General features: G+C 68.4%; 28 protein-coding genes. 20 read left to right on the top strand and 8 right to left on the bottom strand.

From position 1 onward, the window contains the following. Positions 1-63: 63 nt before the first annotated feature. Entirely contained in the window at positions 64-951 is an 888-nt protein-coding gene (locus tag ACIA49_RS12725; RefSeq protein ID WP_396377284.1) for a LysR family transcriptional regulator, read from the top strand. Here ACIA49_RS12725 and eboE read toward each other — a convergent pair. Further along, positions 917-2,071 (bottom strand): metabolite traffic protein EboE, encoded by a 1,155-nt coding sequence (eboE, locus tag ACIA49_RS12720; RefSeq protein WP_396377283.1) that lies wholly within the window; start codon positions 2,069-2,071, stop codon positions 917-919. The genes ACIA49_RS12725 and eboE overlap by 35 nt on opposite strands. Before the next feature lie 134 nt (positions 2,072-2,205). Continuing rightward, a complete protein-coding gene (locus ACIA49_RS12715; protein WP_396377282.1) occupies positions 2,206-3,483 on the bottom strand; it encodes a YibE/F family protein in 1,278 nt (425 codons plus the stop codon). 53 nt (positions 3,484-3,536) lie between these two features. Between ACIA49_RS12715 and ACIA49_RS12710 the strand changes: the two genes are divergently transcribed. The 5 genes from ACIA49_RS12710 (at position 3,537) to ACIA49_RS12690 (ending at position 7,295) form a co-directional block, all read left to right on the top strand. After that, complete coding sequence (locus ACIA49_RS12710) at positions 3,537-4,484, top strand: metal ABC transporter substrate-binding protein (protein WP_396377281.1); 948 nt, start codon at positions 3,537-3,539, stop codon at positions 4,482-4,484. Beyond that, positions 4,481-5,257 (top strand): metal ABC transporter ATP-binding protein, encoded by a 777-nt coding sequence (locus ACIA49_RS12705; RefSeq protein ID WP_396377280.1) that lies wholly within the window; start codon positions 4,481-4,483, stop codon positions 5,255-5,257. Before ACIA49_RS12710 ends, ACIA49_RS12705 begins: the two co-directional genes overlap by 4 nt. Next, complete coding sequence (locus ACIA49_RS12700; RefSeq protein WP_396377279.1) at positions 5,254-6,258, top strand: metal ABC transporter permease; 1,005 nt, start codon at positions 5,254-5,256, stop codon at positions 6,256-6,258. The genes ACIA49_RS12705 and ACIA49_RS12700 overlap by 4 nt, the downstream gene beginning before the upstream one ends. 64 nt (positions 6,259-6,322) lie before the next feature. Further along, entirely contained in the window at positions 6,323-6,718 is a 396-nt protein-coding gene (locus tag ACIA49_RS12695; RefSeq protein ID WP_396377278.1) for a Fur family transcriptional regulator, read from the top strand. Between the two features lie 82 nt (positions 6,719-6,800). Beyond that, entirely contained in the window at positions 6,801-7,295 is a 495-nt protein-coding gene (locus ACIA49_RS12690; RefSeq protein WP_396377277.1) for a GNAT family N-acetyltransferase, read from the top strand. On the opposite strand, the gene ACIA49_RS12685 is transcribed toward ACIA49_RS12690, so the two are convergent. After that, the gene (locus tag ACIA49_RS12685) at positions 7,292-8,386 is read right to left on the bottom strand and encodes an S-(hydroxymethyl)mycothiol dehydrogenase (protein WP_396377276.1); all 1,095 of its coding nucleotides are present in this window, start codon (positions 8,384-8,386) and stop codon (positions 7,292-7,294) included. The genes ACIA49_RS12690 and ACIA49_RS12685 overlap by 4 nt on opposite strands. Positions 8,387-8,520: 134 nt before the next feature. Between ACIA49_RS12685 and ACIA49_RS12680 the strand changes: the two genes are divergently transcribed. From ACIA49_RS12680 to ACIA49_RS12665, 4 genes are read left to right on the top strand one after another with little or no spacing between them, the layout of a single operon-like run. Next, positions 8,521-9,399 (top strand): ABC transporter ATP-binding protein, encoded by an 879-nt coding sequence (locus ACIA49_RS12680; RefSeq protein ID WP_396377275.1) that lies wholly within the window; start codon positions 8,521-8,523, stop codon positions 9,397-9,399. After that, positions 9,396-10,214, top strand: a complete 819-nt coding sequence (locus ACIA49_RS12675) for an ABC transporter permease (protein ID WP_396377274.1) — start codon at positions 9,396-9,398, stop codon at positions 10,212-10,214. Before ACIA49_RS12680 ends, ACIA49_RS12675 begins: the two co-directional genes overlap by 4 nt. A 4-nt stretch (positions 10,215-10,218) precedes the next feature. Beyond that, complete coding sequence (locus tag ACIA49_RS12670) at positions 10,219-11,532, top strand: sensor histidine kinase (protein WP_396377273.1); 1,314 nt, start codon at positions 10,219-10,221, stop codon at positions 11,530-11,532. After that, positions 11,529-12,170 (top strand): response regulator, encoded by a 642-nt coding sequence (locus ACIA49_RS12665; RefSeq protein ID WP_396377272.1) that lies wholly within the window; start codon positions 11,529-11,531, stop codon positions 12,168-12,170. The genes ACIA49_RS12670 and ACIA49_RS12665 overlap by 4 nt, the downstream gene beginning before the upstream one ends. Here ACIA49_RS12665 and ACIA49_RS12660 read toward each other — a convergent pair. Beyond that, positions 12,154-12,990, bottom strand: coding sequence for an isoprenyl transferase (locus tag ACIA49_RS12660; protein ID WP_396377271.1), 837 nt, complete (start codon positions 12,988-12,990; stop codon positions 12,154-12,156). The genes ACIA49_RS12665 and ACIA49_RS12660 overlap by 17 nt on opposite strands. A gap of 67 nt (positions 12,991-13,057) precedes the next feature. Here ACIA49_RS12660 and ACIA49_RS12655 point away from each other — a divergent pair, with 67 nt between their 5' ends. The 7 genes from ACIA49_RS12655 to ACIA49_RS12625 all read left to right on the top strand — a co-directional run bounded on the left by ACIA49_RS12655 (position 13,058) and on the right by ACIA49_RS12625 (position 18,192). After that, positions 13,058-13,585, top strand: a complete 528-nt coding sequence (locus tag ACIA49_RS12655) for a hypothetical protein (protein WP_396377270.1) — start codon at positions 13,058-13,060, stop codon at positions 13,583-13,585. A gap of 94 nt (positions 13,586-13,679) precedes the next feature. Beyond that, on the top strand, positions 13,680-14,282 hold the full coding sequence (locus ACIA49_RS12650) for a hypothetical protein (RefSeq protein WP_396377269.1): 603 nt from the start codon (positions 13,680-13,682) through the stop codon (positions 14,280-14,282). A gap of 419 nt (positions 14,283-14,701) precedes the next feature. Next, positions 14,702-15,283 carry a hypothetical protein gene (locus ACIA49_RS12645; RefSeq protein ID WP_396377268.1) on the top strand — a complete coding sequence of 194 codons (582 nt, stop codon included), beginning with the start codon at positions 14,702-14,704 and terminating at the stop codon, positions 15,281-15,283. Between the two features lie 55 nt (positions 15,284-15,338). Further along, a complete protein-coding gene (locus ACIA49_RS12640; protein WP_396377267.1) occupies positions 15,339-15,791 on the top strand; it encodes a hypothetical protein in 453 nt (150 codons plus the stop codon). A gap of 2 nt (positions 15,792-15,793) precedes the next feature. After that, on the top strand, positions 15,794-16,933 hold the full coding sequence (locus tag ACIA49_RS12635; RefSeq protein WP_396377266.1) for a hypothetical protein: 1,140 nt from the start codon (positions 15,794-15,796) through the stop codon (positions 16,931-16,933). A gap of 123 nt (positions 16,934-17,056) precedes the next feature. Continuing rightward, positions 17,057-17,554, top strand: a complete 498-nt coding sequence (locus tag ACIA49_RS12630; RefSeq protein WP_396377265.1) for a hypothetical protein — start codon at positions 17,057-17,059, stop codon at positions 17,552-17,554. Next, positions 17,551-18,192 (top strand): hypothetical protein, encoded by a 642-nt coding sequence (locus ACIA49_RS12625; protein WP_396377264.1) that lies wholly within the window; start codon positions 17,551-17,553, stop codon positions 18,190-18,192. Before ACIA49_RS12630 ends, ACIA49_RS12625 begins: the two co-directional genes overlap by 4 nt. Positions 18,193-18,301: 109 nt before the next feature. On the opposite strand, the gene recO is transcribed toward ACIA49_RS12625, so the two are convergent. From recO to ACIA49_RS12610, 3 genes are read right to left on the bottom strand one after another with little or no spacing between them, the layout of a single operon-like run. Beyond that, the gene (recO, locus tag ACIA49_RS12620; protein ID WP_396377263.1) at positions 18,302-19,036 is read right to left on the bottom strand and encodes a DNA repair protein RecO; all 735 of its coding nucleotides are present in this window, start codon (positions 19,034-19,036) and stop codon (positions 18,302-18,304) included. Between the two features lie 12 nt (positions 19,037-19,048). After that, positions 19,049-19,876 (bottom strand): SDR family oxidoreductase, encoded by an 828-nt coding sequence (locus tag ACIA49_RS12615; protein WP_396377262.1) that lies wholly within the window; start codon positions 19,874-19,876, stop codon positions 19,049-19,051. Further along, positions 19,873-20,862, bottom strand: coding sequence for an aldo/keto reductase (locus tag ACIA49_RS12610; protein WP_396377261.1), 990 nt, complete (start codon positions 20,860-20,862; stop codon positions 19,873-19,875). The genes ACIA49_RS12615 and ACIA49_RS12610 overlap by 4 nt, the downstream gene beginning before the upstream one ends. 149 nt (positions 20,863-21,011) lie before the next feature. Between ACIA49_RS12610 and ACIA49_RS12605 the strand changes: the two genes are divergently transcribed. Genes ACIA49_RS12605 through ACIA49_RS12595 form a run of 3 tightly spaced genes read left to right on the top strand, consistent with a single transcriptional unit; the run spans position 21,012 to position 25,590 of the window. After that, complete coding sequence (locus tag ACIA49_RS12605) at positions 21,012-24,113, top strand: FtsX-like permease family protein (RefSeq protein WP_396377260.1); 3,102 nt, start codon at positions 21,012-21,014, stop codon at positions 24,111-24,113. Then, complete coding sequence (locus ACIA49_RS12600) at positions 24,110-24,946, top strand: ABC transporter ATP-binding protein (RefSeq protein WP_396377259.1); 837 nt, start codon at positions 24,110-24,112, stop codon at positions 24,944-24,946. The genes ACIA49_RS12605 and ACIA49_RS12600 overlap by 4 nt, the downstream gene beginning before the upstream one ends. Beyond that, the gene (locus ACIA49_RS12595; RefSeq protein ID WP_396377258.1) at positions 24,943-25,590 is read left to right on the top strand and encodes an ATP-binding cassette domain-containing protein; all 648 of its coding nucleotides are present in this window, start codon (positions 24,943-24,945) and stop codon (positions 25,588-25,590) included. The genes ACIA49_RS12600 and ACIA49_RS12595 overlap by 4 nt, the downstream gene beginning before the upstream one ends. On the opposite strand, the gene ACIA49_RS12590 is transcribed toward ACIA49_RS12595, so the two are convergent. Next, complete coding sequence (locus tag ACIA49_RS12590; protein ID WP_396377257.1) at positions 25,587-25,862, bottom strand: SAV_915 family protein; 276 nt, start codon at positions 25,860-25,862, stop codon at positions 25,587-25,589. The two genes, ACIA49_RS12595 and ACIA49_RS12590, sit on opposite strands and share 4 nt — an antisense overlap. Position 25,863: the final 1 nt, after the last annotated feature.

Genomic DNA, 25,863 nt, shown 5'->3' with positions numbered 1-25,863 from the left:
GGTCGCGGATCGAGTAGCCTTCAAGGCATTCTTAGGCTCACTCGACATGCCCGGAAGGCATACATGGAACTGCGGTTACTCTCGTACGTCGTTGCCGTGGCTGAGGCCGGTTCGGTCGCTCAGGCCGCCGACGCGCTACACATCACCCAACCCACGCTGAGCCGGCAACTGCGCGACTTGGAGCGTCGACTCGGCGCGAAGCTCTTCACCCGCGAGAACCGCCGGACCGTCCCGACAGCCGCCGGCGCAGCACTCGTCGAGCGAGCCCGCGTCCTGCTAGCCAACGCAGCCGCCGCCGAGCAGCAGGTTCGCGACATCGCTGCAGGTCGCCGCGGCCGGCTCACACTGACCTTCGCCGGCTCCGGCATCAACGGCCCGCTGGCGGGCGCGCTCGCCGCCTTCCGCGCGACGCTCCCCGACGTCACCCTCAACCTGGTCGAGAGTTTCAACGACGCCGCCATGTCGACCGCCGTACTCGACGGGGAGGCGGACATCGCCGTACAGCGGCTCCCCGCCGCCGACGTACAGCTCGTCACTCGCTTGTGGTGGCACGAGCCGATGACCGCCTTCCTCCCGGCCGGCCACGCGCTGGCCCAGTCCACCGGCGAGATCAAGGCCGCCGAGCTCGGCCAGGTACCGCTGGTGATCTGGCCGCGCGAGGAGTCGTCGCAGTCCTACGACGAGATCATGATGATCTTCCGGACCGCCGACGCGACCCCGGTGATCGGCGCCGAGGCACGCACCGTGCAGACCCTGCTCGCCCTCGCCTCGGCTGGATTCGGCGCCGCGATCCTGGCCGACTCCTTCCGCGCGCTCGGCCGGTACGGCGTCGTACCGCGAACGATCAAAGGCACGTCGACACGCATGTATCTGGTGTGGCGTCGCGACAATCCGAATCCACTCGTCGAGCAGTTCCTCAGGTCAGTATCTCCCGCAAACCCAGTCCAGTAAGGCGATCCCGGAGCCACTGCAACTCCCCGACGATCCGCTTGGCGAGCTGCGCCCGGGTCCGCGGCTGGCGCGTCCACGTGTAGGTCTCCGACTCCAGGTGGTGCGTCATCGGATGCCCACCGCCGACCAAGCGGTTCAGACACTCATCCAGTACGGCGGTAGTCGCGGTGAGCGGCGGAGGCGGCGGCTCATGGGCAGCAATGTGCGCATGCATCCGCCAGCAGGCGTGACCGGACAGCTGGTACGCCAGGTCGATGTCGTCGACGCCAGGCCCACACCACTCGCGCACCTGCCGCAGAAACCTCGGGTCACTGATGTCGCTCAGCACCTGCCGGCCCAATCCGTCAGATGGGTCGACCAACTGCGGCGCCACCGACAACTGACCCTTCACCACGTCAACACCTGCACGCCAGAGCGTTTCGAACGCCGGCGCCGGCTCCTCGAACTGGACGGCGAGATGGCACGTGTCCAGCCCGAGCCCGATGCGCGATTTCCCGGCGTCCGGGCTGACGTACTTGCTCAGCCAGCCCGCCGCCTGCCCGACCATCTCCAGCACACAGCCAGGCTCGGGTTCGACCGCGATCCGGATCCGCCGGCCGGTACGGCGTTCAGTCCGGTCGAGGTGGAATTCCAGCCGATCGAAGGCCACCCGCGTCGCCTCGTTGCGCTGTTTCGACCACGGCTCGCGCCAGGCCAACGGCAGCGTCGAGATCGACCCGTACGACGCGTCCGGCGGCATCAACTCGGCCAGAATGTCGACCAGGTCGACCGTGTAGCGAAGGCGTTCGGTGTCGGTCCAGTCCGGGCAATAGACCTTGGAACCGACGACCTTGTCGACGAACGCCGAGTGGGCGACGCCGTTCAGCGAAACGACCTCCAACTGCTGTTTGGCCAGCGCCCGCTGCAGCTTGCGCAACGCGACCGGCGAGTTGGCCAGCCGGTCCGCGAGCGGACTCACCAGCCACAGCCCGATGCCGAGCGTCGGTACGCCGAGCTCGGCCCGGGCGACGCCCGCGCAGCCGTCCAGCCACTTGATCAGCTCATCCAGGTCGGTGGCAGGCAGAACTGTGGCGGAGTACCCCAGGTGGACGATCGATCCGTCCCGATGGCGGAATCTCATCAGCGCTCCTCACCCCGTATTGGCCACAGAAGGTAGTCGTGGGCGGACTCTCCGTGACCTAATTGCACTGTAGGAGGCTTGGCCGCCCGGGGGAAGGGCTGATTTTCAGTTGTTGTCAGTTGTTGCCGTCGCGGTTACTGGGCGCTGACCAGGTCCCGGCTGCGGTCGGCCACCGCGAGCGCGGCCAGCGTCGTGGTGAGCGGTACGGCGGCGATGATTCCGAGGCTGCCGACCAGGCCGCGGACGACCTCCATCGCGACCATTTCCGTCGACAGCACGTACTGCCCGGGCAGTCCCTGGATCGCGAAGGTGATCAGCACCGGCATCGCAGCACCGGCGTACGCGAGAACCAGTGTGTTCACGACCGAGGCGACGTGAGTCCGGCCGATCCGGAGCCCGGCGCTGATCAGCTCGGCGCGGGAAGCGGACGGATTGGCGGCCGACAACTCCCAGACCGCGGCCGCCTGGGTGACCGTGACGTCGTCGAGCACGCCCAGCGCACCGATCACCATGCCGGCGACCAGCAGGCCGGTCAGACTCAGGTTCGGCGCGAACTGCTTGGCCGCCGACGCCCCATCCGACGCAAGCCCGGTCAACTGGCAGAACTTGGTGAAGAACCACCCCAGTACGACGGTCATGCCGAGCGCGGCGATCGTCCCGGACAACGCGATCGAACTCTCGGCATTGATCCCATGGGTCAGGAAGAGCGCGATCGCCATGATCACCGTGCCGCCGACCACGGCCACCAGTAGCGGATTCGAGCCCTTCAGAATCGCCGGCAGGATGAACTGCGTCAGCATCACCGCGGTCACCGCCAGCGCGATCAGCGCCGCGAAGCCCCGCCAGCGGGACAGCGCGACCACCGCGACCGCGAACACCAGGGCCAGGATCAACAGCGGCTTGGTGCGGTCATGATCGACGTACTGATAGCGACTCGCGATGTCCTTGGCGTCGCTCTGGACGCCGAGCATGAGGGACTGACCGACCTCGACCGCGATCGGGACCTTGCCCGCCTGCGGCACCTGGACCGGCGCCTCCTTGCCCTTGTCCGGGCCGGTCGACAGCTTGATCGTCGCGAGATCGCACTGGTCGCGCTTGTCCGGGCAGGGCGCGAGCTTGGTGACCGAACCCCGGGCCGTGTCGGTCTGGTACGTCGAGACCTTGACCCCGCCGCCCGGCCACATCACGATCATCGCGATCACCGCAGCCGTGATGAGCGGCGCCAGGACCGCCGCGACCACGATCCGGACCCGACGGGCGACGACCGCATCCTGGTCGACCACCGAGGTGTCGACGACGTGATCGCCATGGCCGTGACCATGCCCGTGGCCGTGTCCTGACGGTGTTTCCAAGGTACGGCGACGGGTCCCCCGGCGGTCGGCGCGGCGGCGCCCCACGGGTCGGCTGCTCATCGGTTGAACTCCCTGTTTTGACAATCATCTCCACTTAAATGAAAATGATTGTCATGAGATCTAGTGCTCGCGCTGTCGTTGCCGGTGCCGCCGTCCTGGCGGCCGTCGCCCTGGCCGGATGCGGCGGGTCGCCGGCCGCCGGTGGCTCCGGTGGCAAGCTCGACGTCGTTGCTTCGTTCTACCCGCTCGAGTTCATCGCCCGCACAGTGGGGGGTGACGCGGTCAATGTCACCACACTGACCGCACCGGGCGTGGAGCCGCACGACCTCGAACTGACGCCGAAGCAGGTCGGCCAGATCGCGAGCGCGAAGCTGGTCGTCTACGAGAAGAGCCTGCAGCCGGCCGTCGACGAGGCCGTCGAGCAGAACGCGAAGGACGCCGGGTTCGACGTCGCTCCGGCCGCTCAGCTGGAGGCCACCGGCGCGGACTTCGAGGAGCACGAGGAGGGCGCGGTCAAGCCGGCTTCACACACCGACGGCGCGCTCGACCCGCACTTCTGGCTGGACCCGATCCGCTACACCGCGGTCGTGAACGCGGTCACCGACAAGCTGGCCGCGGCCGACAGCGCCAACGCGGACGGCTACAAGGCCCGCGCCAAGACGCTGCTGGGCGAGGTCGGCAAGCTCGACACCGAGTACAAGACCGGGCTGGCCAACTGCAAACTGAAGACGTTCGTGACGAGTCACGAGGCGTTCGCCTACCTCGCGAAGCGGTACGGTCTGACGATGGTCGGGATCGCCGGATTCACCCCGGACGCCGAACCGACCCCGACCCGCATCGAGGAGGTGCAGAAGATCGTGAAGAACCAGCACGTCACCACGATCTTCTACGAGGAACTGGTCAGCCCGAAGGTGGCCGAGACGATCGCCCGCGACGTCGGCGTCAAGACCGCCGTACTGAGCCCGATCGAGGGCCTGTCGGACGCCAACTCCTCCGAGACCTACCTGAGCCTGATGCGGGAGAACCTCTCCGAGCTCCGGAAGGCGAACAGCTGCGCGTGACAGTCCCCAAGAACGCGGAACCAGACACCGCCGCGAAAGCCGTCCAGGTCACCGATCTCTCGGTCGACCTGGGCGGTCGCCTGGTGTTGCGGGGCGTCGATCTCCAGATCCGCCAGGGCGAGGTGGTCGCCGTACTGGGGACCAACGGCTCGGGCAAGTCCACCCTGATCAAGACCGTCGTCGGTCTGCTGCCGGCGGCGCGTGGTGAGGTCCGGTTGTTCGGTACGCCGGTTCCTCGGTTCCGCGCGTGGAAGCGGATCGGTTACGTACCGCAGCGGATCACCGCAGCGGGCGGCGTACCGGCGACTGTGTATGAAGTGGTGTCGTCCGGGCTGTTGTCGCGGCGGCGGTTGTTCGCACCGCTGAGCGCGGCCGGGAAGGCTGCGATCGAGGACGCGCTGCGGGTCGTGGACATGGCTGACCGGCGCAAGGACGCGGTCGCCGAGTTGTCCGGTGGGCAGCAGCAGCGCGTGCTGATCGCGCGGGCTCTGGTGTCCGATCCGGAGCTGCTGATCCTCGACGAGCCGACGGCCGGGGTGGACCTGGCGAGTCAGGCGATCTTCGCCGACGCGATCCGGGAGCGGGTCAAGCGCGGAACCACCGTGGTGATGGTCAGCCACGATCTCGGCCCGATGGATGCGCTGATCGACCGTTCGGTCATCCTGCGCCGCGGCCGGATCGTGTACGACGGTCCCCCGCACGCCTCGCAAACCAGTGCCCACGTCCACCACTCCCACGAAGCTTCCGACGACTCGGGGTGGCTGACCTCATGACTATGTTCCAGCTGGAGTTCATGCAGCGCGCGTTGATCGCGGGGCTGCTGACCGGGCTGTCCGCGCCGGCCATCGGTACGTACCTGGTGCAGCGACGGCTGTCGCTGATGGGTGACGGGATCGGCCACATCGCGATCACCGGGGTCGCGCTGGGGCTGCTGACCGGTACGGCGCCGGTGCTGACCGCGATCATCGTTTCGATCGTCGGTGCGACCGCGATCGAGTTCGTCCGGGCCCGCGGGAAGGCGTCCGGCGATGTCGCACTCGCACTGCTCTTCTACGGCGGGATCGCGGGCGGTGTGTTGCTGATCGGCCTAGCTGGTCAAGGCGCAGCCACCCTGAACACCTATCTGTTCGGCTCACTCACCACCGTCTCCACCAGCGACCTGTACGTCGTTGTCGGGCTGGCCGTCACTGTCCTGGTGATCGCGATCGGGCTGGGCCCGCAACTGTTCGCGGTCTGTCAGGACGAGGAGTTCGCCCGCGTCACCGGGCTGCGGGTCCAGCTGCTGAACCTGCTGATCGCCGTGATGGCTGCAGTGACGGTGACCGTGGCGATGCGGACTGTCGGCCTGCTGCTGGTCAGCGCGCTGATGGTGGTACCGGTGGCGACCGCGCAACAGATCACGCGGTCCTTCCGCAGTACGTTCGTGACCGCGTGCGCGATCGGTGTGACCGCGTGTCTGGCGGGCATCATCACGTCGTACAACGCGAACGTCGCTCCGGGCGCGACCATCGTCGTCCTGGCGCTGGCCGGGTTCGTGGTGGCCGCGACCGTCGGCACGCTGCTGCGGCGGCGCTCCGGCCGCGTCGCACCCCTGGACGACGAGGAGCCGGAGGTCGGCGTACCGGGTCCGGTGCCGCACGTCGTGAGCGCCGGGCACCCGCACGCGCACGGCGAGGAGTGCAGTCACAAGAAGGTCGAGCACGGTGATCACGTCGACTACGTCCACGACGGGCACCTGCACGCCGCGCACGGGGATCACTGGGATGAGCACTGATTTGCTGAGTTCTGAGACAATTACTGGCGATGCCGCGGAAAAGCCGGTGAGGACAGGAGGAACGGTGGCTATCGGAACACGCTCGACCCGTCAGCGCGCTGCGGTCGCTTTGGCGCTTGACACGCTGGACGACTTCCGGACTGCACAGGAGATCCACGCGCAGCTCCGTACCTCCGGGGAGGCCGTCGGGCTCACCACCGTCTACCGGACCCTGCAGGCGCTGGCCGATTCCCGCGAGGTCGACGTCCTGCGAACGGCCGACGGCGAGACGGCGTACCGGCGTTGTTCGAAGGGTCACCATCACCACCTGGTCTGCCGCAACTGCGGGCGCACCGTCGAGGTCGAGGGACCGGCCGTCGAGCGCTGGGCCGACAAGGTCGCGGCCGAGCACGGCTACGCCGACATCAGCCACACCCTGGAGATCTTCGGCACCTGCGCCGACTGCCAGAAGCTCAGTTAGCTATACTGACCGTAGTAAGCCTTCCGTACCGGACGATTCCGGCGGGAGGCTTTTCTGCGTTCCGAGCCTTATGAGGAGAGCTATGAGTGACCTGGTGGTACGGCGATTTGGTGCCGACGACCGAGTGGTGATGGAGCGGCTGTATCTGATGTTCCGGCACGACCTGTCGGAGTTCCAAGGGCAGTTGCCGGCTGCCGACGGGAGCTACCGGAGCGACTGGCTGGAGTCGGCTCTGACCGGGGACCCGGAGTGGGCGGGGTATATCTTCCACAGCGGTGAGCACCCGGTGGGGTACTGCCTGATGCGCGCACTGCAGCAGCCGGTGCATGTGCTGAACAGCTTCTTCATCGTGCGTCCGATGCGTCGCGGCGGCCACGGGCTGCGGGCGGTCCAGGAAGTGCTTGCCAACCACCCGGGGCCGTGTGAGGTCGCGTTCCAGGACAACAACACGACCGCGGTCAGCTTCTGGCGACGAGTCGCCACGGAGATGTCGGGCGACGCGTGGACCGAGGAGCACCGGCCGGTCAAGGGCAAGCCGGATGCTCCTCAGGACACGTGGATCTCGTTTACGGTCTAGAAGAGGACGACCGACCGCAGTACGTCGCCGTGATGCATCTTGGTGAAGGCGGCTTCGACGTCTTCGAGGGCGATGGTCTCGGAGACGAAGCGGTCGAGCGGTAGCCGGCCTTGCAGGTGCAGGTCGATCAGCAGCGGGAAATCGCGGCTCGGCAGGCAATCGCCGTACCAGCTGGACTTGAGCGAACCGCCGCGGCCGAAGAAGTCGAGCAGCGGCATGTCGAGGCGCATGTCCGGTGTCGGTACGCCGACCAGGACGACCGTGCCGGCCAGGTCGCGGCCGTAGAAGGCCTGCTTCCAGGTCTCGGGACGACCGACCGCATCGATCACCACATCGGCGCCGAACCCGCCGGTCAGCTCCTGGATCGCCCCGACCACCCCGTCGTGGTCGAGGTCCTTGGAGTTGATCGCGTGGGTCGCGCCGAGCTCGCGGGCCGTCGCGAGCTTGCGCTCGTCGAGGTCGATCGCGATCACCTTCGCGGCCCCGGCCAACCGGGCTCCGACGACTGCCGCCGTACCGACTCCGCCGGAACCGATCACGGCGACGGTGTCACCGCGGCCGACGTTCCCGGTGTTGATGGCGGCGCCGAGGCCGGCCATCACGCCGCAGCCGAGCAGCCCGGCGACCTCGGCCTTGGCGGCCGGGTCCACCTTGGTGCACTGACCGGCGGCGACCAGGGTCTTCTCGGCGAACGCGCCGATGCCGAGCGCGGGGCTGAGCTCAGTGCCGTCCTTGAGCGTCATCTTCTGCTTGGCGTTGTGCGTGTTGAAGCAGTACCAGGGGCGGCCGCGCAGACAGGCACGGCAGTTGCCGCAGACCGCCCGCCAGTTCAGTACGACGAAGTCGCCGGGCTGCACCTCGGTGACGCCGTCACCGACGCTCTCGACGATGCCGGCCGCCTCGTGCCCTAGCAGGAAGGGGAACTCGTCGTTGATGCCGCCTTCGCGGTAGTGCAGGTCGGTATGGCAGACCCCGCACGCCTGGATCTGCACCACGGCCTCGCCCGGACCGGGATCCGGGATGTTGATCTCCTCGATCGTCACCGGAGCACCCTTGGCCATCGCCACCACACCACGCACCGTCTGTCCCATCCCCCGACGCTAACCAACTTTTTCCCGTCCCGACAGCGTTGACGGGCGTGGCGGGCCCTGTCCACCGGTCGGGGGACACGGGGTCCGCCGGGTGACGCTCCCCGGGGAGGTCCTCCGGCCGCGAGAGTTGAGGCATGGAGACAGACAAGGCTGTGAGGGTGCGGGGGCTGGTGAAGCGGTACCCGGACAAGGTGGCGGTGGCGGGTGTCGACCTGGACATCTTCCGCGGTGAGGTGTTCGCACTGCTGGGGCCCAACGGGGCGGGCAAGACGACGAGCGTGGAGATTCTGGAGGGGTATCGCCACGCCGACGAAGGTGAGATCGCCGTACTGGGGAGCGACCCGGCCCACGCCGACCGGCACTGGCGGGCGCGGATCGGGATCGTGGCGCAGTCCTCGCGGGACGAGGCCGAGCTGACGGTCGCCGAGCTGATCCACCACTTCGCCGGGTACTACCCGTCGCCGCGCGACCCCGACGAGGTGATCGCCGCGGTCGGGCTGGACGAGAAGCGCAAGACGCGGACCCGGAAGCTGTCCGGCGGTCAGCGCCGCCGGCTCGACGTCGCGCTCGGCGTGATCGGCAACCCCGAGCTGCTGTTCCTGGACGAGCCGACCACCGGGTTCGACCCCGAGGCACGGCGACAGTTCTGGACGCTGATCCGGAACCTGCGCACCGAGGGCACCACGATCCTGCTCACCACCCACTACCTCGACGAGGCCGAGGAGCTGGCCGACCGGGTCGGCGTCATCACCGACGGCAAGATGCTCGAGGTCGCGACGCCGGACACGCTCGGCGGCCGCGGCGCCCGGACGGCCCGCGTCTCCTGGCTGGCCTCGGACGGCCCGCGCGAGATCCGCACCGACACCCCGACCGCCGAGGTGGCCCGGCTCCTTGCGCAGTACGGCGGTGAGGTCCCGGAGCTGCAGGTCCGTCGGCCCAGCCTGGAAGACATCTACCTGGAACTGATCGGCAAGGCCGACGCGGCCGCCGAGCTGGAAGGAGCGGTTCGATGAGCACCCCCACGGTCAGCCTGCCGTCCCCGCTCAAGGTCGGGTTGTCCCGGACCAGGCTCGAGGTGAAGGAGTTCTTCCGCGAGCGCGAGGCGCTGATCTTCACGTTCTTCTTCCCGATCATCTTCCTCGGCATCTTCTCGGCCGTCTTCGGCGGCTCGAACTTCGGCGGCGGGGTCACCGCGGCCACCTACTTCACCCCTGGGATGATTGCCTCCGGCATCTTCTTGTCCAGCTTCCAGTCGCTGGCGATCTCGATCGCGATCGAGCGCGACCAGGACCTGCTGAAGCGGCTCCGCGGTACGCCGATGTCCCCGCAGTCGTACTTCGCCGGGAAGATCGGGCTGGTCCTGACCACCTCGATCCTCCAGTTCGCGCTGCTGCTGCTGATCGCCGGTCTGCTGCTCGACGTCGCCATCCCGACCGAGCCGGAGAAGTGGCTGCGGTTCCTCTGGATCTTCATCCTCGGTACGGCGTCCGGCTCCGTCCTCGGGATCGCGTTCTCCGTCGTACCGAAGTCAGGGAAGGCCGCGTCGGCGGTCGTCACACCGGTCGTCCTGCTGCTGCAGTTCATGTCCGGGGTCTACTTCGTCTACAGCGACCTGCCGGCCTGGATGCGGACGATCGCGTCGGTCTTCCCCCTGAAGTGGCTGGCCCAGGGCATGCGGTCGGTGTTCCTGCCGGACAACTTCGTGGTCACCGAGCCGGGCGGCTCCTGGCAGCTCGGGACCGGAGCGATCGTGCTCAGCGTCTGGCTGGTTGTCGGCCTCGTCATCGCCCAGCGGGTGTTTCGCTGGACGCGCCGGGACGCGGGCTGATCCAGTGCCCACCGACAGGGGGCTCCCCGGTACGGCGCCGGCCACCGCTGAGCGCCGTACCGGACCCGCTTCGCGTACCTGGGTCCTGGTGTGGAGGAAGATGGTCGCCATGGAGGCGACTGGCACCCGGGCGGACCGAGTCATCGGTGACCGCACCCTGCTCGGCTGGAACATCGTCTTCTGGGTCGTCCTCGCGATGAGCCTCGCGGTGTCATTCACCGAGCCGCTGACCACACCGCAGCGCGGGATCGCGATCGGTGCGGCGGTGCTGCTCGGGTTGACGTACCTGTTCGTCGGGATGCCGGCCATCCAGTCCCGCCGCTGGGTTCCGTCGGTCGTGTTCCGGGTGGTGCTGGTCCTGTGCCTGATGGTCCTCGTCGGACTGAGCCCGGCGTCGGTGTTCCTGATGTTTATCGCCTCGGCGCAGGTCTGGCTGCTGGCGCGGGACCTGCGGGACGGCATCGGGTTCAGCCTGGCGCTGGTGATCGGGTGTGGGACCGCGCAGCTGTGGGGCGCCGGCTGGGGCTGGCGCGCGTTCTGGACGATCCTGCCCTGGATGGTGGTCAGCCTGATCGTCAGTCTGCTGTTCGGGATCTGGATCGAGCGAGTCATCGCGCAGAGCCAGCAGCGGGCGCACCTGATCGAGGAACTGCATGCGGCCCGCGACGAGCTCGCCGAGGCGCACCACAGCGCCGGCGTGATGGCTGAGCGGGAGCGGATGGCGCGCGAGATCCACGACACCCTCGCCCAGGGGATGACGAGCATCGTGATGCTGTCGCAGACCGGTGCGGCCGAGTTGGCGCGCGGTGGTGACGGGGTGGCGGCGCGGTTCGCGCAGATCGAGGCGACGGCCCGGGAGAACCTCGCCGAGGCGCGGGCGCTGGTTGCCGCGTTCACCCCGGTGGCGTTGTCAGAGGCAACATTGACCGAAGTACTGCGGCGGCAGGGCGAACGATTCGCCGCCGAGACCGGCCTGGACGTCCGGGTGTTGCTGGACCTGGACGAGTCGGAGGTCGTCGCGCTTCCCCAGTCCCAGCAGGTGGTTCTGCTCCGGGCCGCGCAGGAGGCGTTGGCGAACGTCCGCAAGCATGCACGTGCCACCTCGGTGCTCATCACGCTCGGTCTGTCGGCCGGCCGGGTCTCGATCGAGATCCGCGACGACGGCTCCGGGTTCTCGGTGACCGAGCCGTCGGCCGGGTTCGGGCTCGCCGCGATGCGTGGGCGGGTCGAGGAGTCGGGCGGCTCGGTGCAGGTCGAGAGCACGCCCGGCGGCGGCACCGTCGTACAGGTTCTGATCCCAACTCAGGAGACTTCGTGATTCGCGTACTGGTCGTCGATGATCACCCGGTGGTGCGGTCCGGGCTGATCGGCATGTTGTCGGTGACCGACGACATCTCGGTGGTCGGCGAGGCCGGCGACGGATCCGAGGCGCTGGCGCTGGTCGAGTCGACGCGGCCGGACGTCGTACTGATGGATCTGCGGATGCCGCGCACCGACGGGGTCACCGCGACGGGCGCGATCGCGTCGGGGTATCCGGCGACGAAGGTGCTCGTGCTGACGACGTACGACACCGACACCGACATCCTGCATGCCGTTGAGGCGGGTGCGACCGGGTATCTGCTGAAGGACACTCCGCACGCTGAACTCCTGGACGGGATCCGGGCCGCTGCGCGCGGCGAGACGGTGTTGGCGCCGCCCGTCGCGGCCCGGCTGATGTCGCGGCTGCGGACGCCCGCTGCGTCACTGGCGGCGCAGCCTTCGCCGCGCGAGCTTCAGGTCCTCGCCGCGGTGGCGCGCGGGTTGAGCAACGCCGAGATCGGGCGCGAGCTGTACATCGGCGAGGCCACCGTGAAGACGCATCTCCAGCGCCTGTTCACGAAACTCGACGTCGACGACCGCACCCGCGCGGTCACGGTCGCGATGGAGCTCGGGCTGCTGCCTAACCCTCGGTCCTGACCTCGTTCGGTACGGCGCCGCCGTACCGGCGGTCGCGCTGCGCGTAGATCTCGATCGCACGCCACAGGTCGCGCCGGTCGAAGTCCGGCCAGAGCGTGTCCAGGAACACCATCTCGGCATACGCGAGCTGCCAGACCAGGAAGTTCGACGTCCGCTGCTCCCCCGACGACCGCACGAACAGATCCACCGGCGGCACCTCCGGGTGGTACAGGTGCTTCGCGATCGTCTTCTCGCTGATCCGGTCCGGATTCAGCTTGCCCGCGGCAACCTCCTTGGCGATCTCCCGCGCCGCGTCCGCGATCTCCGCCTGGCCGCCGTAGTTCACGCAGAACTGCAGCGTGATCGTGTCGTTGTCCTTCGTCCGCTCCTGCGCGTACTCCAGCTCGTCGATCACGCTCTTCCACAACCGCGGCCGGCGCCCCGACCACACCACCCGCACCCCCATCGCGTCCAGCTCGTCCCGCCGCCGATGGATCACGTCCCGGTTGAACCCCATCAGGAACCGCACCTCCTCCGGCGACCGCGCCCAGTTCTCCGTCGAGAACGCGTACGCCGAGATGTGCTTCACCCCGATCTCGATCCCACCCTTGATCACATCCAGCAGACTCGCCTCGCCCGCCTTGTGCCCCTCGGTCCGCGCCAGCCCCCGCTGCTTGGCCCACCGCCCGTTCCCATCCATCACGATCGCCACATGCTCCGGCACCAACTCCCGAGGCACCGCCGGCGGCACCGCCCCACTCGGATGCCTCTCCGGAGCCACCACCACCTTCTCCCCCACCCGCTCCGACCCACGACCCCGGCGACGACCCAATGGCGACATACCGCAAATCCTCTCCCATCCCACCCCGTACCCTCACAACGCCCCATCCCGACCCCGGAGTCCACCCATGCCTACCCGTCTGCTGGGCCTCGTCGCCCTGGTCGCGATCACTCTCAGTGCCTGCAGCCCCACCTCTCCACCGGTCCAACCGACGCCGTCCTCGCGATGGAACCCCGAAGAGCAAACCGCCGTCACCGAGGCCACAGCGCAGTACAAGAAGGCCCGCGCCGCCTACGACGCCGCCCTCCAACACCCCGAAACCGCCACCCGAGCCGCCCTCGAGGCCGCCGGCAACTCCGGCACCTGGCTGGACGAAGCCGTCAGCCGCGCCGACGCCCTCCGCACCCAGAAGACCCGCCGCGTCGGCTCAGTCAAGATCCTCTCCACCGAACCCATCTGGGTGGACCTCACCGCCACTCCCGCCGCAGTAGTCCTCAAAACCTGCCTCGACTACTCCGCCGTAGCCGACCACACCACCAACCGCCGCCTAGTCGACGCCCACCTAGCCCACCTCCCCACCGGCTGGTCCCTCACCACCGAATCCGACAACCCCGACACCGCCCAACCGCCCACCCCCAACCGCCCCCTCTGCTAGCCCGCCAAAACCTGCAACCTGTGGATAACTCACCCCTCGGTCACCCTCCGTATGACACCCTTAACTCACTCGCACCCCCAGAAACGGAGCCCCCATGCCCCGCCGACCAGCCCTCGGACCCGCCACCGCAGCCCTCTGCGCCCTACTAGCGCTAACCGCCTGCCAAAGCTCCCCCGAAGCCGGTCACCCCAACACCGCCCCGCCGTCAGTCAGCCCGACGCCGACTGCTCCTTCGACGCCTGCTTGGACTCCCGAAGAGCAGACCGCGATCACCGCAGCGAAAGCGCGATATGCGGCGATTACGGCAGCGGTCGATCTGGCCTACGGACGTCCCGCGGAGCTGAGCCGCCCTGCTCTCGAAAAGGCGGGCGCAGGCAGTGAATTCATCATCAGCGTGATCGACGGGGCTCGAACTCTCGCCCGAAGTGGCTGGTACCAGACCGGCAGCACCCGGATCGCGAGCACCCAGATCACTTCGGTGAAGCTCGACGGCGAGCAGCCAGAGGTCAACCTCGCCAACTGCCTCGATACGTCCAAGCTGGTACTCAGATTTCAGAAGGATGGCAAGCCGGTTCCGGTGGGCCCGGGGAACGGCAACCGCCACAAGTTCACGTCACGGCTCGTCTACGCCCCGCCTGCACCTGGCGGTAAGAAGATCTGGTTCCTGGTGACGGACAAGGCGGCCGGACAATGCTGAGCCGCCCGCGCACACGCCGCTGGATCATCCTCTCGGCGATCGTCGCAGTACTGCTATCAGCGACGACCGCTCAGGCCGACGGCAACCGCCCGCCTCCACCCGGACCGGGCTATGACTGGATCTGCATCCGTGGTGACTGCAGGTGGATTGCAAGCAGCTATACGACGCCGCAGCCGACCGGGAACAAGCCTGGACATGACGGCGATACTGTCAACCAAACCAAACCGGTCTGCACCTATCACGGCGCCGCCCAGGCTTGCGTCGACGCGCAATTAGGCAATTGGTCCAACGGTCACCAGTGCTACATGCATCACGAAACTCCGTCGCCTCCCTTCACCGATCCGCGTTGGCAAGGGCACACCGATGGCAGCATCTGGGCTTGTGTTCGGGAGCAGGGGTATGACGAGGGTCGGCATTTGGTGACTGAGTGGGTGTGGCTTCCGGGGGAGCCGGACACGGTGGTGGTTGATCCGGTGACGTTGGCTTATCGGGCTGTGGCGGAGATGCATTTGGCGCCGCCGGTGGTGAGGTCGGCGCCTGGGGCTGGACAGGTGGGGTTGGTGAATATGCCGGTGTGGTTGTGGGTTACGAAGACGGAGAACACCTGGGGTCCGATCGAGCGGGAGGCCAGTGTGCCGGGGCTGACGGTGACGGCCAAGGCGGAGGTCACGGCGATCGACTGGAAGATGGGTGACGGAAAGACCATCCGTTGCACGACCGCCGGTACGCCGTACTCGAAGTCGATGGGGATCAAGGACTCGCCGGACTGTGGGCACCGCTACACGAAGACGTCCAGCAAGCTCAAGGACTGCAAGTACCCGGTGACCGCCACCGCTCAGTGGGCGATCAACTGGCAGAGCACGCTCGGCGATACCGGGCAGATCAACCTCACACAGGACGCCGCCACGCAACTGCGGATCGGTGAGGCGGTTCCCGTTCTCGTCGATCCCGAGGACAGCAACGTGAAGGTCCCACCGAAGGCCGGGTGCAGTGCGAAATGACAGGCGCTCGCGGTGTGGCAGAGTTGGCGCTCCCGCGGGGTGGCGAGGAGGGCTGATGCAGTTCAGGGAGTTCAGCGCAGCGTTCAATACTGCTAAGCGGCGGATTCAGCGCGAGGGTGTCGACGCGGTGGGTTCCGCCGAGACGCAATTGCAGGCGATGCTCGCGGAACTGGAGTCCGATGAGGACCGCCGGGTCGGTGCGAACCTGATCAAGCGGCTGCCCCGATACGCCGTACCGGCCGAGCCTCCGAGTGCGTTGATGCTCGAGGCGATGGCGGTGGAGCGTGCAGCATTCGAGTCGCGAGGCACTGCCGAGGAGCGCGTTGCGGTGATGGCCGAGGCTCGGCGACGGATCTTCGAGATCGCGGAGCGGGCTCCCGCCGACGATGCTCCCAGCATCCGGGGCCTGACGCGTGGTCTGGAGCACCTCGAGGAGACCCTTCGCGATCCGTACTGGCCGTTCGACGGACCTGACGATCCGGAGAGGCCGCGCGACGGCGCCAGCTGACCATGGCACTCATCCGGATCGACCCGTCGTCGGAGGAGTACAAGCGGTTCGTCCGGCTGTATGAGGTCGCACGATCGATGCGGCCGAGCGAACTTGATCGCTGGAATGGCGAGCTCTACGCCACCGTTGGCGAGGGCAAGAACTGGGGCAGTCTGCGACGGGACGGGTCGCTGCAGCTGTCGCAGGAGCTCGTCTTCGATCACCTCGGTCCTGACGCCGAACCTCAGGCTCAGGTCCAAGCACTCACAACGGTCCTGCATGAAGCCAACCATGCGCGGGTCGAGATCAAGGCTCTCGAGGAGCCGAACGCCGTCCTGTCCAGTCACTCGAAGGCGCTCGACGAAGGACTCACCGAGTGGGTCTCGGTTGCCGACGTCGCGGAGTACGCCGATCGAGCAGGGTACGGCGATCTGCCCGACCCCAAGCCTGCCTATCCGTCGGCCTACGGAGCGACGGAGGCGCTGCTTGAGTACGCCGCCGGGCCGGAGGGGGCCAGCGCCCTTGCCGATCGCGCCATCGATGCCCCGGTGACCATGCGATGGGACGTCATCGCCGACGAGATCGTGAGAAACAAGCTGTCCGACGTCGTTCCGCTGGGCCCGCAGCACCAGCAAGCCGCTCGTGCGGAGCTGATCAACGCGATGACGACGGACAGTTGGCAGGGTCTGGACGATTCGCGCATCGACATCGGTGGTGCGGTCGCTGCGCGGACCGCTCGCGCGCTGGACCAATCCACCCAACACATTCGGGATCACTACGCACAAGACCCTGGTACGCCGTACCCGGCGGCGACACCCAACTTCCTGATCGCCAGGGAGCAGGAGGCGGAGGCGGTACGCACCCTCAGCGACTCGCAGGAACGCGCTGCGACTCAGGGCAGCGACTTGGACCTGGCAGGCCTGCCACCGCCGAGCGCCGGCAGTCGGGTGGAGGGACCGCCGGTCGGACGGGCGGCTGGGGAGTATTCGGGGCGTGCGACTGCTGGAGATGACAGCCGGTTTCTCAGCGGATCACCACCCGCGGCTCAGGCAACTCGGCTCAAGCCAGAACTCGGGGATGGAGCACGTGGAGCTGGAGCGCCTGCGGTCGTTCAGCGTGGGGCTGAGCGGCCGGTGCATCCGACGGACCGCGGGCGCGGCTGACGTCGTACGGCGTGGTTCGGCACGGCGTGGGATGGCGCGAGAATCTTCTGACGCAACGGCGCGAATGCGGATGGCCTGTGGATAAGTGCGGTGGGTGGGGGCGGAAGGGAATAGATTCTGGGTATGAGTGGAATGGCTTCGGTGGCGCAGATGGCGGGCGAACTGGTCGGGGTGCTGGGGCGGTTTCGAGGTGGGCGGACGCGGGCGTTCAGTTTTGGGGATGGGGGGCCTGAGGCGGTGATGCTCACGTATGACGAGTTCGAGGATCTTGGGGGTGAGCACAAGTTCGTCGTGGGGGATGTGGTGGTGGGGCCTGGGGAGTTGGCTGGGGGGTTGGGGGCGGTTGTTGAGGCGGTACGGCGGGGGGACGGCGTACCGGTGGTTTGGGGGGAGGACGGGGAGCCGGAGGCGGTGGTGATGTCTACGGCGCAGTACCGGGAGTTGCGGGGGGATGATCAGCCGCCGGCGGGGGTGGTGGACGACCCGACGGTGCGGGTTTATGCGACGGAGCCGTTGCCGGGCAGCCGGCCGCTGGATCTGGACGAGTGGGCGGCTCGGATGGGGCCGGAGACACAGGAGATTCTGGAGGAGTTGCGCCGCGAGGACCGTGACGGTCGGTGAGTGGCGCCGCCGGGTATGTGCTGATCGCGGGACCGGAGTTCGATCTCGACTATCGGCGGATCGATGCGGCCGCGCAGCGGAATCCGGGTGGGCCTGAGGCGGTGCTGCGGCGGCAGGTGCTGCGGGCGATGCTGGATGTGGCGAACGGTAGGTCGGATGGGCATCACGCCCTCGGATACGCGCCTGGTAAGGGAGATCTGCGGGATTGTGTGACGGAGTACGTGCACTCTGATCCGCAGCGCAAGGCCGATCTCCGGTTGGTGTTCCGGGAGATGGCGCCGGAAGTTCCGGGTAGTCCGGCTCGGCGGGAGCTGTTGGCGATTCGGGGTCGGCATGGGGTCAACAATGTCTACGCGCATGTTTGTGCGCGGCTCGGGCGGCAGGTGACCGATCGGCAGCCGGGGTTGGATCGGTTCGGACGGGAAAGCGTGTCTGGCGGGAACGGCGCGGCGCGCCAGGCGGAGCTGGATGCGCGGCGGGCTGTGGCTCATGCGTGGGCTGGGCAGCGGCCGTTGCGGTCGTCGCGGCCGCTGGCGGTGGGTACGGCGCGCGCGTCGGGCGACGGGTCTGCGACGGTCGCGCGGGAGCAGCCGCGGAGTGCCCGGGCAGGGCCGACCGGGTGGCCTGAGCGGGGCTAGGACTGCGCGGGTCCGCCCCAGAAGTCCGTGGACAACATCCCGGGGGCTTGAACAGGTTATGCCTTGTTCACGGCCCCCCATTTCCTGTTCACACCCACCGGCGAGGGCGCTACTTGGTGAAGTCGAGGTGGGGGAGGGAGCGGAGCTGGTGGTCTTGGTGGTAGGTGAAGAAGGCTGAGATGAGGCCGGTGGCTTCGCGACGGGTTCGGGGGTCGGCGCGGAGGGCGGTGGGCCAGTCGCCGGTGAGGAGGGCGGCCAGGTGGGCGACTGTGGTGGGGGCGGGCATGGCTGAGGCCGGGGGGCGGCAGGTGGGGCAGACTACGCCGCCGGCGGCGGGGTTGAAGGCTCGGTGGGGGCCTGGTTCGCCGCAGCGGGCGCAGTCGCCGAAGGAGGGGGCGTAGCCGGAGATGGCGAGGGCTCGGAGGAGGAAGGAGTCCAGGACCAGGGCGGGTTCGCGTTCGCCGGTGGAGAGGACCCGGAGGGCGCCGGCCAGGAGGAGGTGGTGCTGGGTGGCGGGTTCTTTTTCCTCGACGACCAGGCGGTCGGTGGTTTCCAGGAGCACGGTGCCGGTGGTGTAGCGGGCGTAGTCGTTGACGATGCCTTCGCCGTAGGCGGCGATGGAGACGGCTTGGGTGACGACGTCGAGGGTGCGGCCGGTGGCCAGCTGGAGATCCACGTGGCTGAAGGGTTCGAGGCGGGCGCCGAACCGGGACGACGTACGGCGGACGCCCTTGACGACGGCGCGGACCTTGCCGCGGGAGCGGGTCAGGAGCGTGGCGATGCGATCTGCTTCACCCAGTTTGTGGGTGCGCAGAACGATCGCCTCTTCCCGGTACAGCGGCACCTGATCAGTGTCTCACTCGCCGCCGACAAGCTGCTCGAGGCTGCGGGCCGGGCGACCGGTGAGATCGGGGACGGCGCTGGAGACGTGGCTGAGTTCGCCGGAGGCGATGGCGGCGTACGACGTGACCCAGCCGGCCACCTCCCAGGAAGGCGCACCGTACGACTCGCGGGAGCGGTAGGCCTCGTCGAGGGTCTCGGGCTCATAGCGCACCGGCCGGTCCCAGGCGGCGGACAGTACGGCGGCGGCATCGGCCATGGTGAACGCGGTGGGGCCCGTGAGGTCGTACGTCGCCTCCGCGTGCCCATCAGACGTCAGTACGGCGAATGCCGACGCGGCCACGTCGTCACGAGCGACCGCGGCGACCTTGCCATCACCGGCGGGTCCGCGGATGACGCCGTCCTCGCCGACGAAGCCGGGGATGAAGTCGAGGTACAGGTTGTCGCGCAGGAAGGTGAAGTCGATGCCCGCGGCACGGAGGTGCTGTTCGGTGTGCCAGTGGTCCCGGGCGAACGTGAACGTCGCGTCCGGAGCGGCACCGGCGAAGGACGTGTACACGATCCGCTGCACACCGGCCGCGACCGCGGCATCAATGGTTGCCTTGTGCAATGAAACCCGATCGGCGGATTCGGTTGCACTGAGCAACATCAGGGTGGCCACCCCGTCGAGCGCGTTCAGCAGCGCGGCATGCTCGCCGTACGCCGCCACCGCGACCGAGGCCCCCGGCAACGAAGGCGCCCGGGATGCGTCCCGGACGAGCAACCGCTGCGGTACGTCGGCGTCCGCCAGCAACCGGGCGATCCGCGAACCGAGCTGGCCGGTGGATCCGGTCAGCGCGATCACTTGCCCACCAGGTCCATACCGCCAGCCGCGTAGCGCTCCCCCGCCACGTCGAGGTCCGGCGGGAAGGCCGCGTCCAGCGCCGCCAACTCGTCGGCGGTCAGGGTCACGTCCAGCGCACCGAGGTTCTCGGCCAGGTACTTGCGTCGCTTGGTTCCCGGGATCGGGACGATGTCGTTGCCCTGGGCCAGCAACCAGGCCAGCGCGAGCTGCCCGGCCGTGATGCCACGCTCGGCGGCCAGCTCCTGGACCTTCGCCACCAGGTCCAGGTTGCGCTGGAAGTTCTCGCCGCTGAACCGCGGCAGGCCGCGCCGCGCGTCGTCGGGCTCGAAGTCCTCCGGTGACTTCAGCTGCCCGGTGAGGAACCCGCGCCCGAGCGGGCTGAACGGCACGAACCCGATCCCGAGCTCCCGCAGCGTCGGCAGTACGACGGTCTCCGGGTCCCGCGTCCACAACGACCACTCACTCTGTACGGCGGTCATCGGGTGTACCGCATGCGCCGCGCGCACCGTGTCCCCGTTCACCTCGGACAACCCCAGGTAACGCACCTTCCCGGCGGCCACCTGGGAAGCCATCGCCCCCACGGTCTCCTCGATCGGCACCTGCGGGTCCCGCCGGTGCAGGTACCAGAGGTCCACGTGGTCGACCCCGAGCCGCCGCAACGACGCATCCAGAGCCTCCACCGCGTACGCCGGGCTCCCGTCGACGTTGTTCGGCATCGACGAGCCGGTCTGCGGCCGGAAGCCGAACTTCGTCGCCAGCACCACCTCGTCGCGCCGACCGGTCAGCGCGCGGCCGAGGAGCTCCTCGTTGGCGCCGTTGCCGTAGATGTCGGCGGTGTCCAGGAAGGTGCAGCCGGCGTCGATCGCCGCGTGCACGGTCGCGATCGATTCGTTCTCGTCCGAGGTCACGCCGTACGACTGGGACATCCCCATGCAGCCGAGGCCGAGGCGGGAGACGGTCAGGTCACCGAGGTGGGATTCACTCATGATCCGAACCTACCCCGCAGCCGCGGCGCCCGAGCCACCTGGTGACCCGATTCCTGCGCAGGCAACGACTCTGTGACATTTTGCCGCGATCCGCCGTACCGGCCGTCGCTTTCCGTATCTTCACAGCGAGTAAGAGGGGTGAGTGGGGAATGTTCCTGCGCGAAGCGCTGCGGTATCGCTGGGCCCAGGCCTTGGTGCTGGCCGGGATCAGTCTGCTGATCGGGACGTGTGCGGTGTTCGCGCCGTGGTTCTCGCGTGCCGTCGAGCAAACGGTGATGACCGAAACGCTGACCAGCCAGGCCTTGCCGGCCGCCTGGAAGCTGTCGTCGCGCACCGGGGTCGAGGGCGTCGGCACCAACCCGGACAGCGATCCGGCGAGCCTCGACGCGCTGGTCCCGGCCGATCTGAAGCCGCTCTTCAGTCCCCCGGTCCACGGCATGCGCAGCACTCTGAGCTGGCGGCGGCCGACCATGCTCAGGGACGAGAAGTCGATCACCGGACGCCTGGCCTGGCGCGACGGTTACTGCGCGCAGCTCACCGTGCTCGAAGGCCGTTGCCCGCAGCGCCCGAACGAGGTGATCGCCTCGATCGTGGACAAGACGACCTGGGACTTCAAGGTCGGTTCGACGGTCACCGCGCGACCGTCGGAGAAATTTGACGGCGGCGGTCAGCTGACGGTGGTCGGCTTCTACCGGCCGCTCCAGCCGCGCGGCGAGTACTGGTTCGGGCAGTATCCGACCGGTCACTCCCGGGCACCGTCCGACCTGGATCCCGGCGCGACGGACGATTTCTACGCCGAGCGCGCGACCTTCACCGGCACGGCCTGGGTACCGCGGCTCACCTCCGACACCCGCGTCCTCCCGGGCGTGGCCCGGATCAAGGACCTGCTCCGCGTCCAGGACGCCTCGAACAAGGTGAACGGGAACGCCGTCGAGCTCGGCCTCAACGCCGAGAACACCTCGTCCCTGGCCACGGTCGTCGACCAGATCCAGAACCAGCGCTCCCAGGGCCGCACGATCATCCCGCTGGTGATGGTCCAGGTCGCGCTCTTCGGCGTCGTCGTCCTGGCCCTCGCGCTCGGTGCCGTCGTCGACCAGCGCCGCCCGGAGATCGCTCTCGCCCGCCTCCGCGGCGCGTCCACCCGCCGTACGGCGCGCAGTCTGATCGTCGAACTGGGCATCCCGGTCCTGATCGGGACGCTGGCCGGCCTCGCGACCGGGTTCGCCCTCTTACTGATCGCCCGCGCGACCTGGCTCCGGTACGGCGCTCCGCTCGAACTGCCGTGGACCGTCCCGGCGGCGCTGGCCCTGGCCGTCGTGGTCGCCCTGCTGGTCGTGGTCCTCCAGGTCCGCGGTGGGGTCCGGCAGACGATCTCCAGCCTGCTGCGCCGCGTCGCCGCGCGTGGTCGCGGCTGGCGGCTCGGCATCGTCGACCTCTGCGTCATCGTGTTCGCGGTCGCCGGCCTCGCCGCCGCGGTGACCGGTGACGGTCGCGGACCGCTGCCCGTGCTCACGCCGGCGTTGCTCTCCCTCGCGGTCGGCCTCACGTTCGCTCACTTACTCCTCCCGGCTGCCGGGTTGATCAGCCGTCGTGCTGCCCGCCGCGGACACCTGGGGCTGGCGCTCGGTGCACTGCAGATCTCCCGGCGGCCCGCCGTCACTCGCATCGTGGCCGCTGTCGCGGTGGCGGGCGGACTGCTCGCGTTCGCCGGGCAGGCCTCGTCGGTGGGCGACCACAACCGCGAGACCCGCGCCGGGTATGAGGTCGGCGCGCAGGCGGTGCTGAAGATGAACGCGCTCTCGCTCGGCGACTTCACCAAGACGATCAACGAGATCGACCCGCAGCGGAACTGGTCCACCCCGGTCGTGCTGTCCCGGCCGCCGGCCCCGGACTCGCTGAAGACGATGATGATCGAGCCGGACAGCTTCCGGCGGATCGCCTTCCGCGGCGACCAACTGACCGATGCGGCCGGCTGGCAGGCGCTGACCGCACCGAAGGTCAAGCCGATCGAGTTCCGCAGCTCGAAGCTGACCATGACCGCGGCCGTCGGTGCGGTCAAGCAGCTGGCGAATCCGATCCCGGGTGGTCCGCAGTACGCGCCGGGTCGCTCCCTCGTGCTGCGGGCCTACCTCGTCAGCCAGCGCAACGGCGGCCGCTTCCTGGTCTCGTTCCCACCATTGCCGTTGACAACAAAGCAGCCGGTCGCGCTGACCACCGCGGTCGATTGCCTCGGCGGCTGCCGGCTGCTGCAGCTCGGCTTCGGCCGCGAGGTACTGGACCAGGGCGGCGTCCAGGCGGACGTTGCCATCAGCAAGGTCTCCACCGACGACCAGCCATCGATCACCCTCGGAACGGCACCGGACTGGAAGGGCGTCGAGCACCTCGGTGGCGACCAGGGCACCATCGCGACGAAGGCCGGCGGTCTGCTCACGTTGTCGGTGAAGAGCTTCAGTGACGACCAACTGATGCAGTACGCGACCGTGCCAGCGTCGGTCCCCGCCGTGGTCACCCCCGAGTTCCGGTACGCCGCTGGAACCACGACCAGCCCGGCGAGTGACGGTACGCCGATGTTCATCAGCAAGCTCGGCACCATGACCGGCCCGGTGAACCGGTACCCCGATCGGACCGCGGTCGTCGATCTGGAGACGGTACGGCGGCTGGGCGGCGGACTGGACGAGTTCGCCACGGACTTCGAGCTGTGGCTGAACGACGCCGGGCTCGCTCAGGTCGATCAACTCACCACGGCGCTCAGCAAGGCCGGATACAACGCGGAGCTGAGCGATGTGCGGTCCGAGCGGATCGCGTCGTACGGGCGGTCAGCTAGTGCGCTGACGCTGCAACTGACGCCGGTGGTCGGGATCGCGTCGTGGGCACTGGCGATCGTCGTACTGCTGCTGACCGTGGTGACGTCGTGGCGGTCGCGCGCGCAGGACTACGCGAGCCTGCGGATCACCGGCGTACCGGCTCCGCTGACTGGGCGGGCTGCACGCTGGGAGCAGACCGGGCCGGTCGCGTTGGCCGTGTTGCTGGGATCGGTGTGTGGAGTGATCGGGGCGCAGATCGCGTTGCCGCTGATCCCGTTGTTCGCCGACTCCGGTGGGCCGTATCCGTTGGAGCTGGCAACGAACTGGCCGGTCGCGCTCGGGTTGTGGGCGGGCGGGACGATCGTGCTCGCGGTGGTGACGTTGCTGCTCGGTACCGGCGTGAACCGGCGAGCGTCGTACAGCCGGATCCGGGAGGAGCTGACATGAGCGGACTGGCCATCAGTACGACGGGGCTCGTGCACATCTATCGTGCCCACGGGCACGACGTCGCTGCGCTCTCCGGGATCGGGATCACCGTACGGCCGGGTGAGTTGGTTGGGCTGCTCGGGCCTTCTGGGGCTGGGAAATCGACGCTGCTACAGCTCTGCGGCGGGTTGCTGACGCCGAGCGCCGGACGGTTGCAGATCGGTGAGCACAACCTCGCGACGATGACCGAGGCCGAGCTGGATCGGATGCGGTCCGGGGATGTCGGGATCGTGCTGCAAGGGGCTGGGCGCAACCTCATCCCCTACCTGTCGCCGCTCGACAACGTGCGGTATGCGCAGCAGGCGGCCCCGCGGGATCGCGAGCTGCCGGCGGCGATCGACGTACTGGAGTTGGTGGGCCTGCGAGAGCATGCCTCCACTGCGCTGAGTGCGTTGACGCCGGGCCAGGTGCAGTTGTGTGCAGTCGCGGTGGGGATCGCGACGATGCCGGGGCTGTTGCTGGCGGATGAGCCGACCAGCCAGCTGGATCACCACGCGCGCGACGAGGTGCTGGAGGCGATCCGGACAATCAACCATCAGACCGGTATGACGGTGCTGCTGATCACGCATGACCCTGAGGTCGCGGCGGCGCTCCCCCGGACCATCACGATTCGGGACGGGCGGATCGCGGCTGAGGGACGGTCTGGTGAGGAGTACGCCGTGGTGGCCACCGACGGGTCGTTGCCGTTGCCACCGCATGTGGCCGAGCTGTTGCCGGCGGGGACGCTCGTGCAGGTGACGATCGAGGACGGTCAGGTTCGGCTCAGTCCGGTGGATCAGGAGGGAGCCCGGTGATCCAGGTCAAGAACATCACGGTCGCGTACGGCGATCTGATCGCGGTGGACGATGTGTCGTTCGACGTACCGCCGGGATTCGTGCTCGCGGTCAGCGGACCGTCGGGAGCCGGGAAGAGCTCGTTGCTGTGGGCAATCGCTGGTGCGGTGGAGGTAGGGACCGGGAAGGTTGAGGTGGACGGGCTGGTGATCGGCGGTCGTCCCGCTGCCGCTGCGCATGGCGTCGTACTGATTCCGCAGGGGAACGGGTTGGCGCGCGTACTGACAGCTCGGGAGAACCTGACGATCCCACTGCTTGCCAATGGCAAAGACCCGGATGAGACCTACGTCGTGGTGGAGAGCGCGCTGAAGGCGGTCGGGCTCGAGGAGAGCGGTGACCACCTGGTCGAGGAACTCTCCGGTGGTGAACAGCAGCGGGTAGCCGTTGCCCGCGGCATCGCCCAGCAAGGCCGTGTCATCCTCGCCGACGAGTCCACCAGCGAACTCGACAGCACCAACCGCGAGCGCGTCCTCGACCTCCTCCGATCTCAAGCCAACCAAGGCACCGCCGTCGTCATCGCCACCCACGACCCGACCGTCGCCGACGCCGCCGACGGCCACGCCGTCATGGACGAAGGCCACCTCACCTGGGTCCGCCGCCTCTAGCCGGTGGCGGCTAGGTGGGGGGCGGGGGTTACGCGGAGCGGGTCTAGCTGGATTCGGGTGATGCCCAGGGGTTGGAGGGACTCGCGGAGGGCGGCCTCGGTCATGCGGAGGTACTCGGGGTGCGGGCCGCAGGCGGTGTGGAGATGGGTGAGAGTGGTGAAGGCGATGCCCACGCGCCGTCCGTCGGGGAGGTGACCGGTCTGCAGGGTGCAGCCGACGCCGCCGGCGGGGTGGACGGGGACGTACCAGTCATCACAATGTCGAGGCTTCACA

It is taken from the genome of Kribbella sp. NPDC051587 (genome assembly GCF_044453945.1).
Taxonomy (GTDB): Bacteria; Actinomycetota; Actinomycetes; order Propionibacteriales; family Kribbellaceae; genus Kribbella.
The sequence above is the reverse complement of the archived record's forward strand: the minus strand, read 5'-3'. Positions and strand labels throughout refer to the sequence as shown.

Bases quoted from the DNA above. Each gene is read 5' to 3' on its own strand.
- ACIA49_RS12700 (WP_396377279.1), top strand. From the start codon at position 5,254: ATGACTATGTTCCAGCTGGAGTTCATGCAGCGCGCGTTGATCGCGGGG.
- ACIA49_RS12635 (WP_396377266.1), top strand. From the start codon at position 15,794: ATGGCACTCATCCGGATCGACCCGTCGTCGGAGGAGTACAAGCGGTTC.
- ACIA49_RS12640 (WP_396377267.1), top strand. From the start codon at position 15,339: ATGCAGTTCAGGGAGTTCAGCGCAGCGTTCAATACTGCTAAGCGGCGG.
- ACIA49_RS12725 (WP_396377284.1), top strand. From the start codon at position 64: ATGGAACTGCGGTTACTCTCGTACGTCGTTGCCGTGGCTGAGGCCGGT.
- ACIA49_RS12660 (WP_396377271.1), bottom strand. From the start codon at position 12,990: ATGTCGCCATTGGGTCGTCGCCGGGGTCGTGGGTCGGAGCGGGTGGGG.
- ACIA49_RS12605 (WP_396377260.1), top strand. From the start codon at position 21,012: ATGTTCCTGCGCGAAGCGCTGCGGTATCGCTGGGCCCAGGCCTTGGTG.
- ACIA49_RS12715 (WP_396377282.1), bottom strand. From the start codon at position 3,483: ATGAGCAGCCGACCCGTGGGGCGCCGCCGCGCCGACCGCCGGGGGACC.
- ACIA49_RS12650 (WP_396377269.1), top strand. From the start codon at position 13,680: ATGCCCCGCCGACCAGCCCTCGGACCCGCCACCGCAGCCCTCTGCGCC.
- ACIA49_RS12690 (WP_396377277.1), top strand. From the start codon at position 6,801: ATGAGTGACCTGGTGGTACGGCGATTTGGTGCCGACGACCGAGTGGTG.
- eboE (WP_396377283.1), bottom strand. From the start codon at position 2,071: ATGAGATTCCGCCATCGGGACGGATCGATCGTCCACCTGGGGTACTCC.
- ACIA49_RS12675 (WP_396377274.1), top strand. From the start codon at position 9,396: ATGAGCACCCCCACGGTCAGCCTGCCGTCCCCGCTCAAGGTCGGGTTG.
- ACIA49_RS12655 (WP_396377270.1), top strand. From the start codon at position 13,058: ATGCCTACCCGTCTGCTGGGCCTCGTCGCCCTGGTCGCGATCACTCTC.
- ACIA49_RS12610 (WP_396377261.1), bottom strand. From the start codon at position 20,862: ATGAGTGAATCCCACCTCGGTGACCTGACCGTCTCCCGCCTCGGCCTC.
- ACIA49_RS12680 (WP_396377275.1), top strand. From the start codon at position 8,521: ATGGAGACAGACAAGGCTGTGAGGGTGCGGGGGCTGGTGAAGCGGTAC.
- ACIA49_RS12685 (WP_396377276.1), bottom strand. From the start codon at position 8,386: ATGGGACAGACGGTGCGTGGTGTGGTGGCGATGGCCAAGGGTGCTCCG.
- ACIA49_RS12710 (WP_396377281.1), top strand. From the start codon at position 3,537: ATGAGATCTAGTGCTCGCGCTGTCGTTGCCGGTGCCGCCGTCCTGGCG.
- ACIA49_RS12630 (WP_396377265.1), top strand. From the start codon at position 17,057: ATGAGTGGAATGGCTTCGGTGGCGCAGATGGCGGGCGAACTGGTCGGG.
- ACIA49_RS12600 (WP_396377259.1), top strand. From the start codon at position 24,110: ATGAGCGGACTGGCCATCAGTACGACGGGGCTCGTGCACATCTATCGT.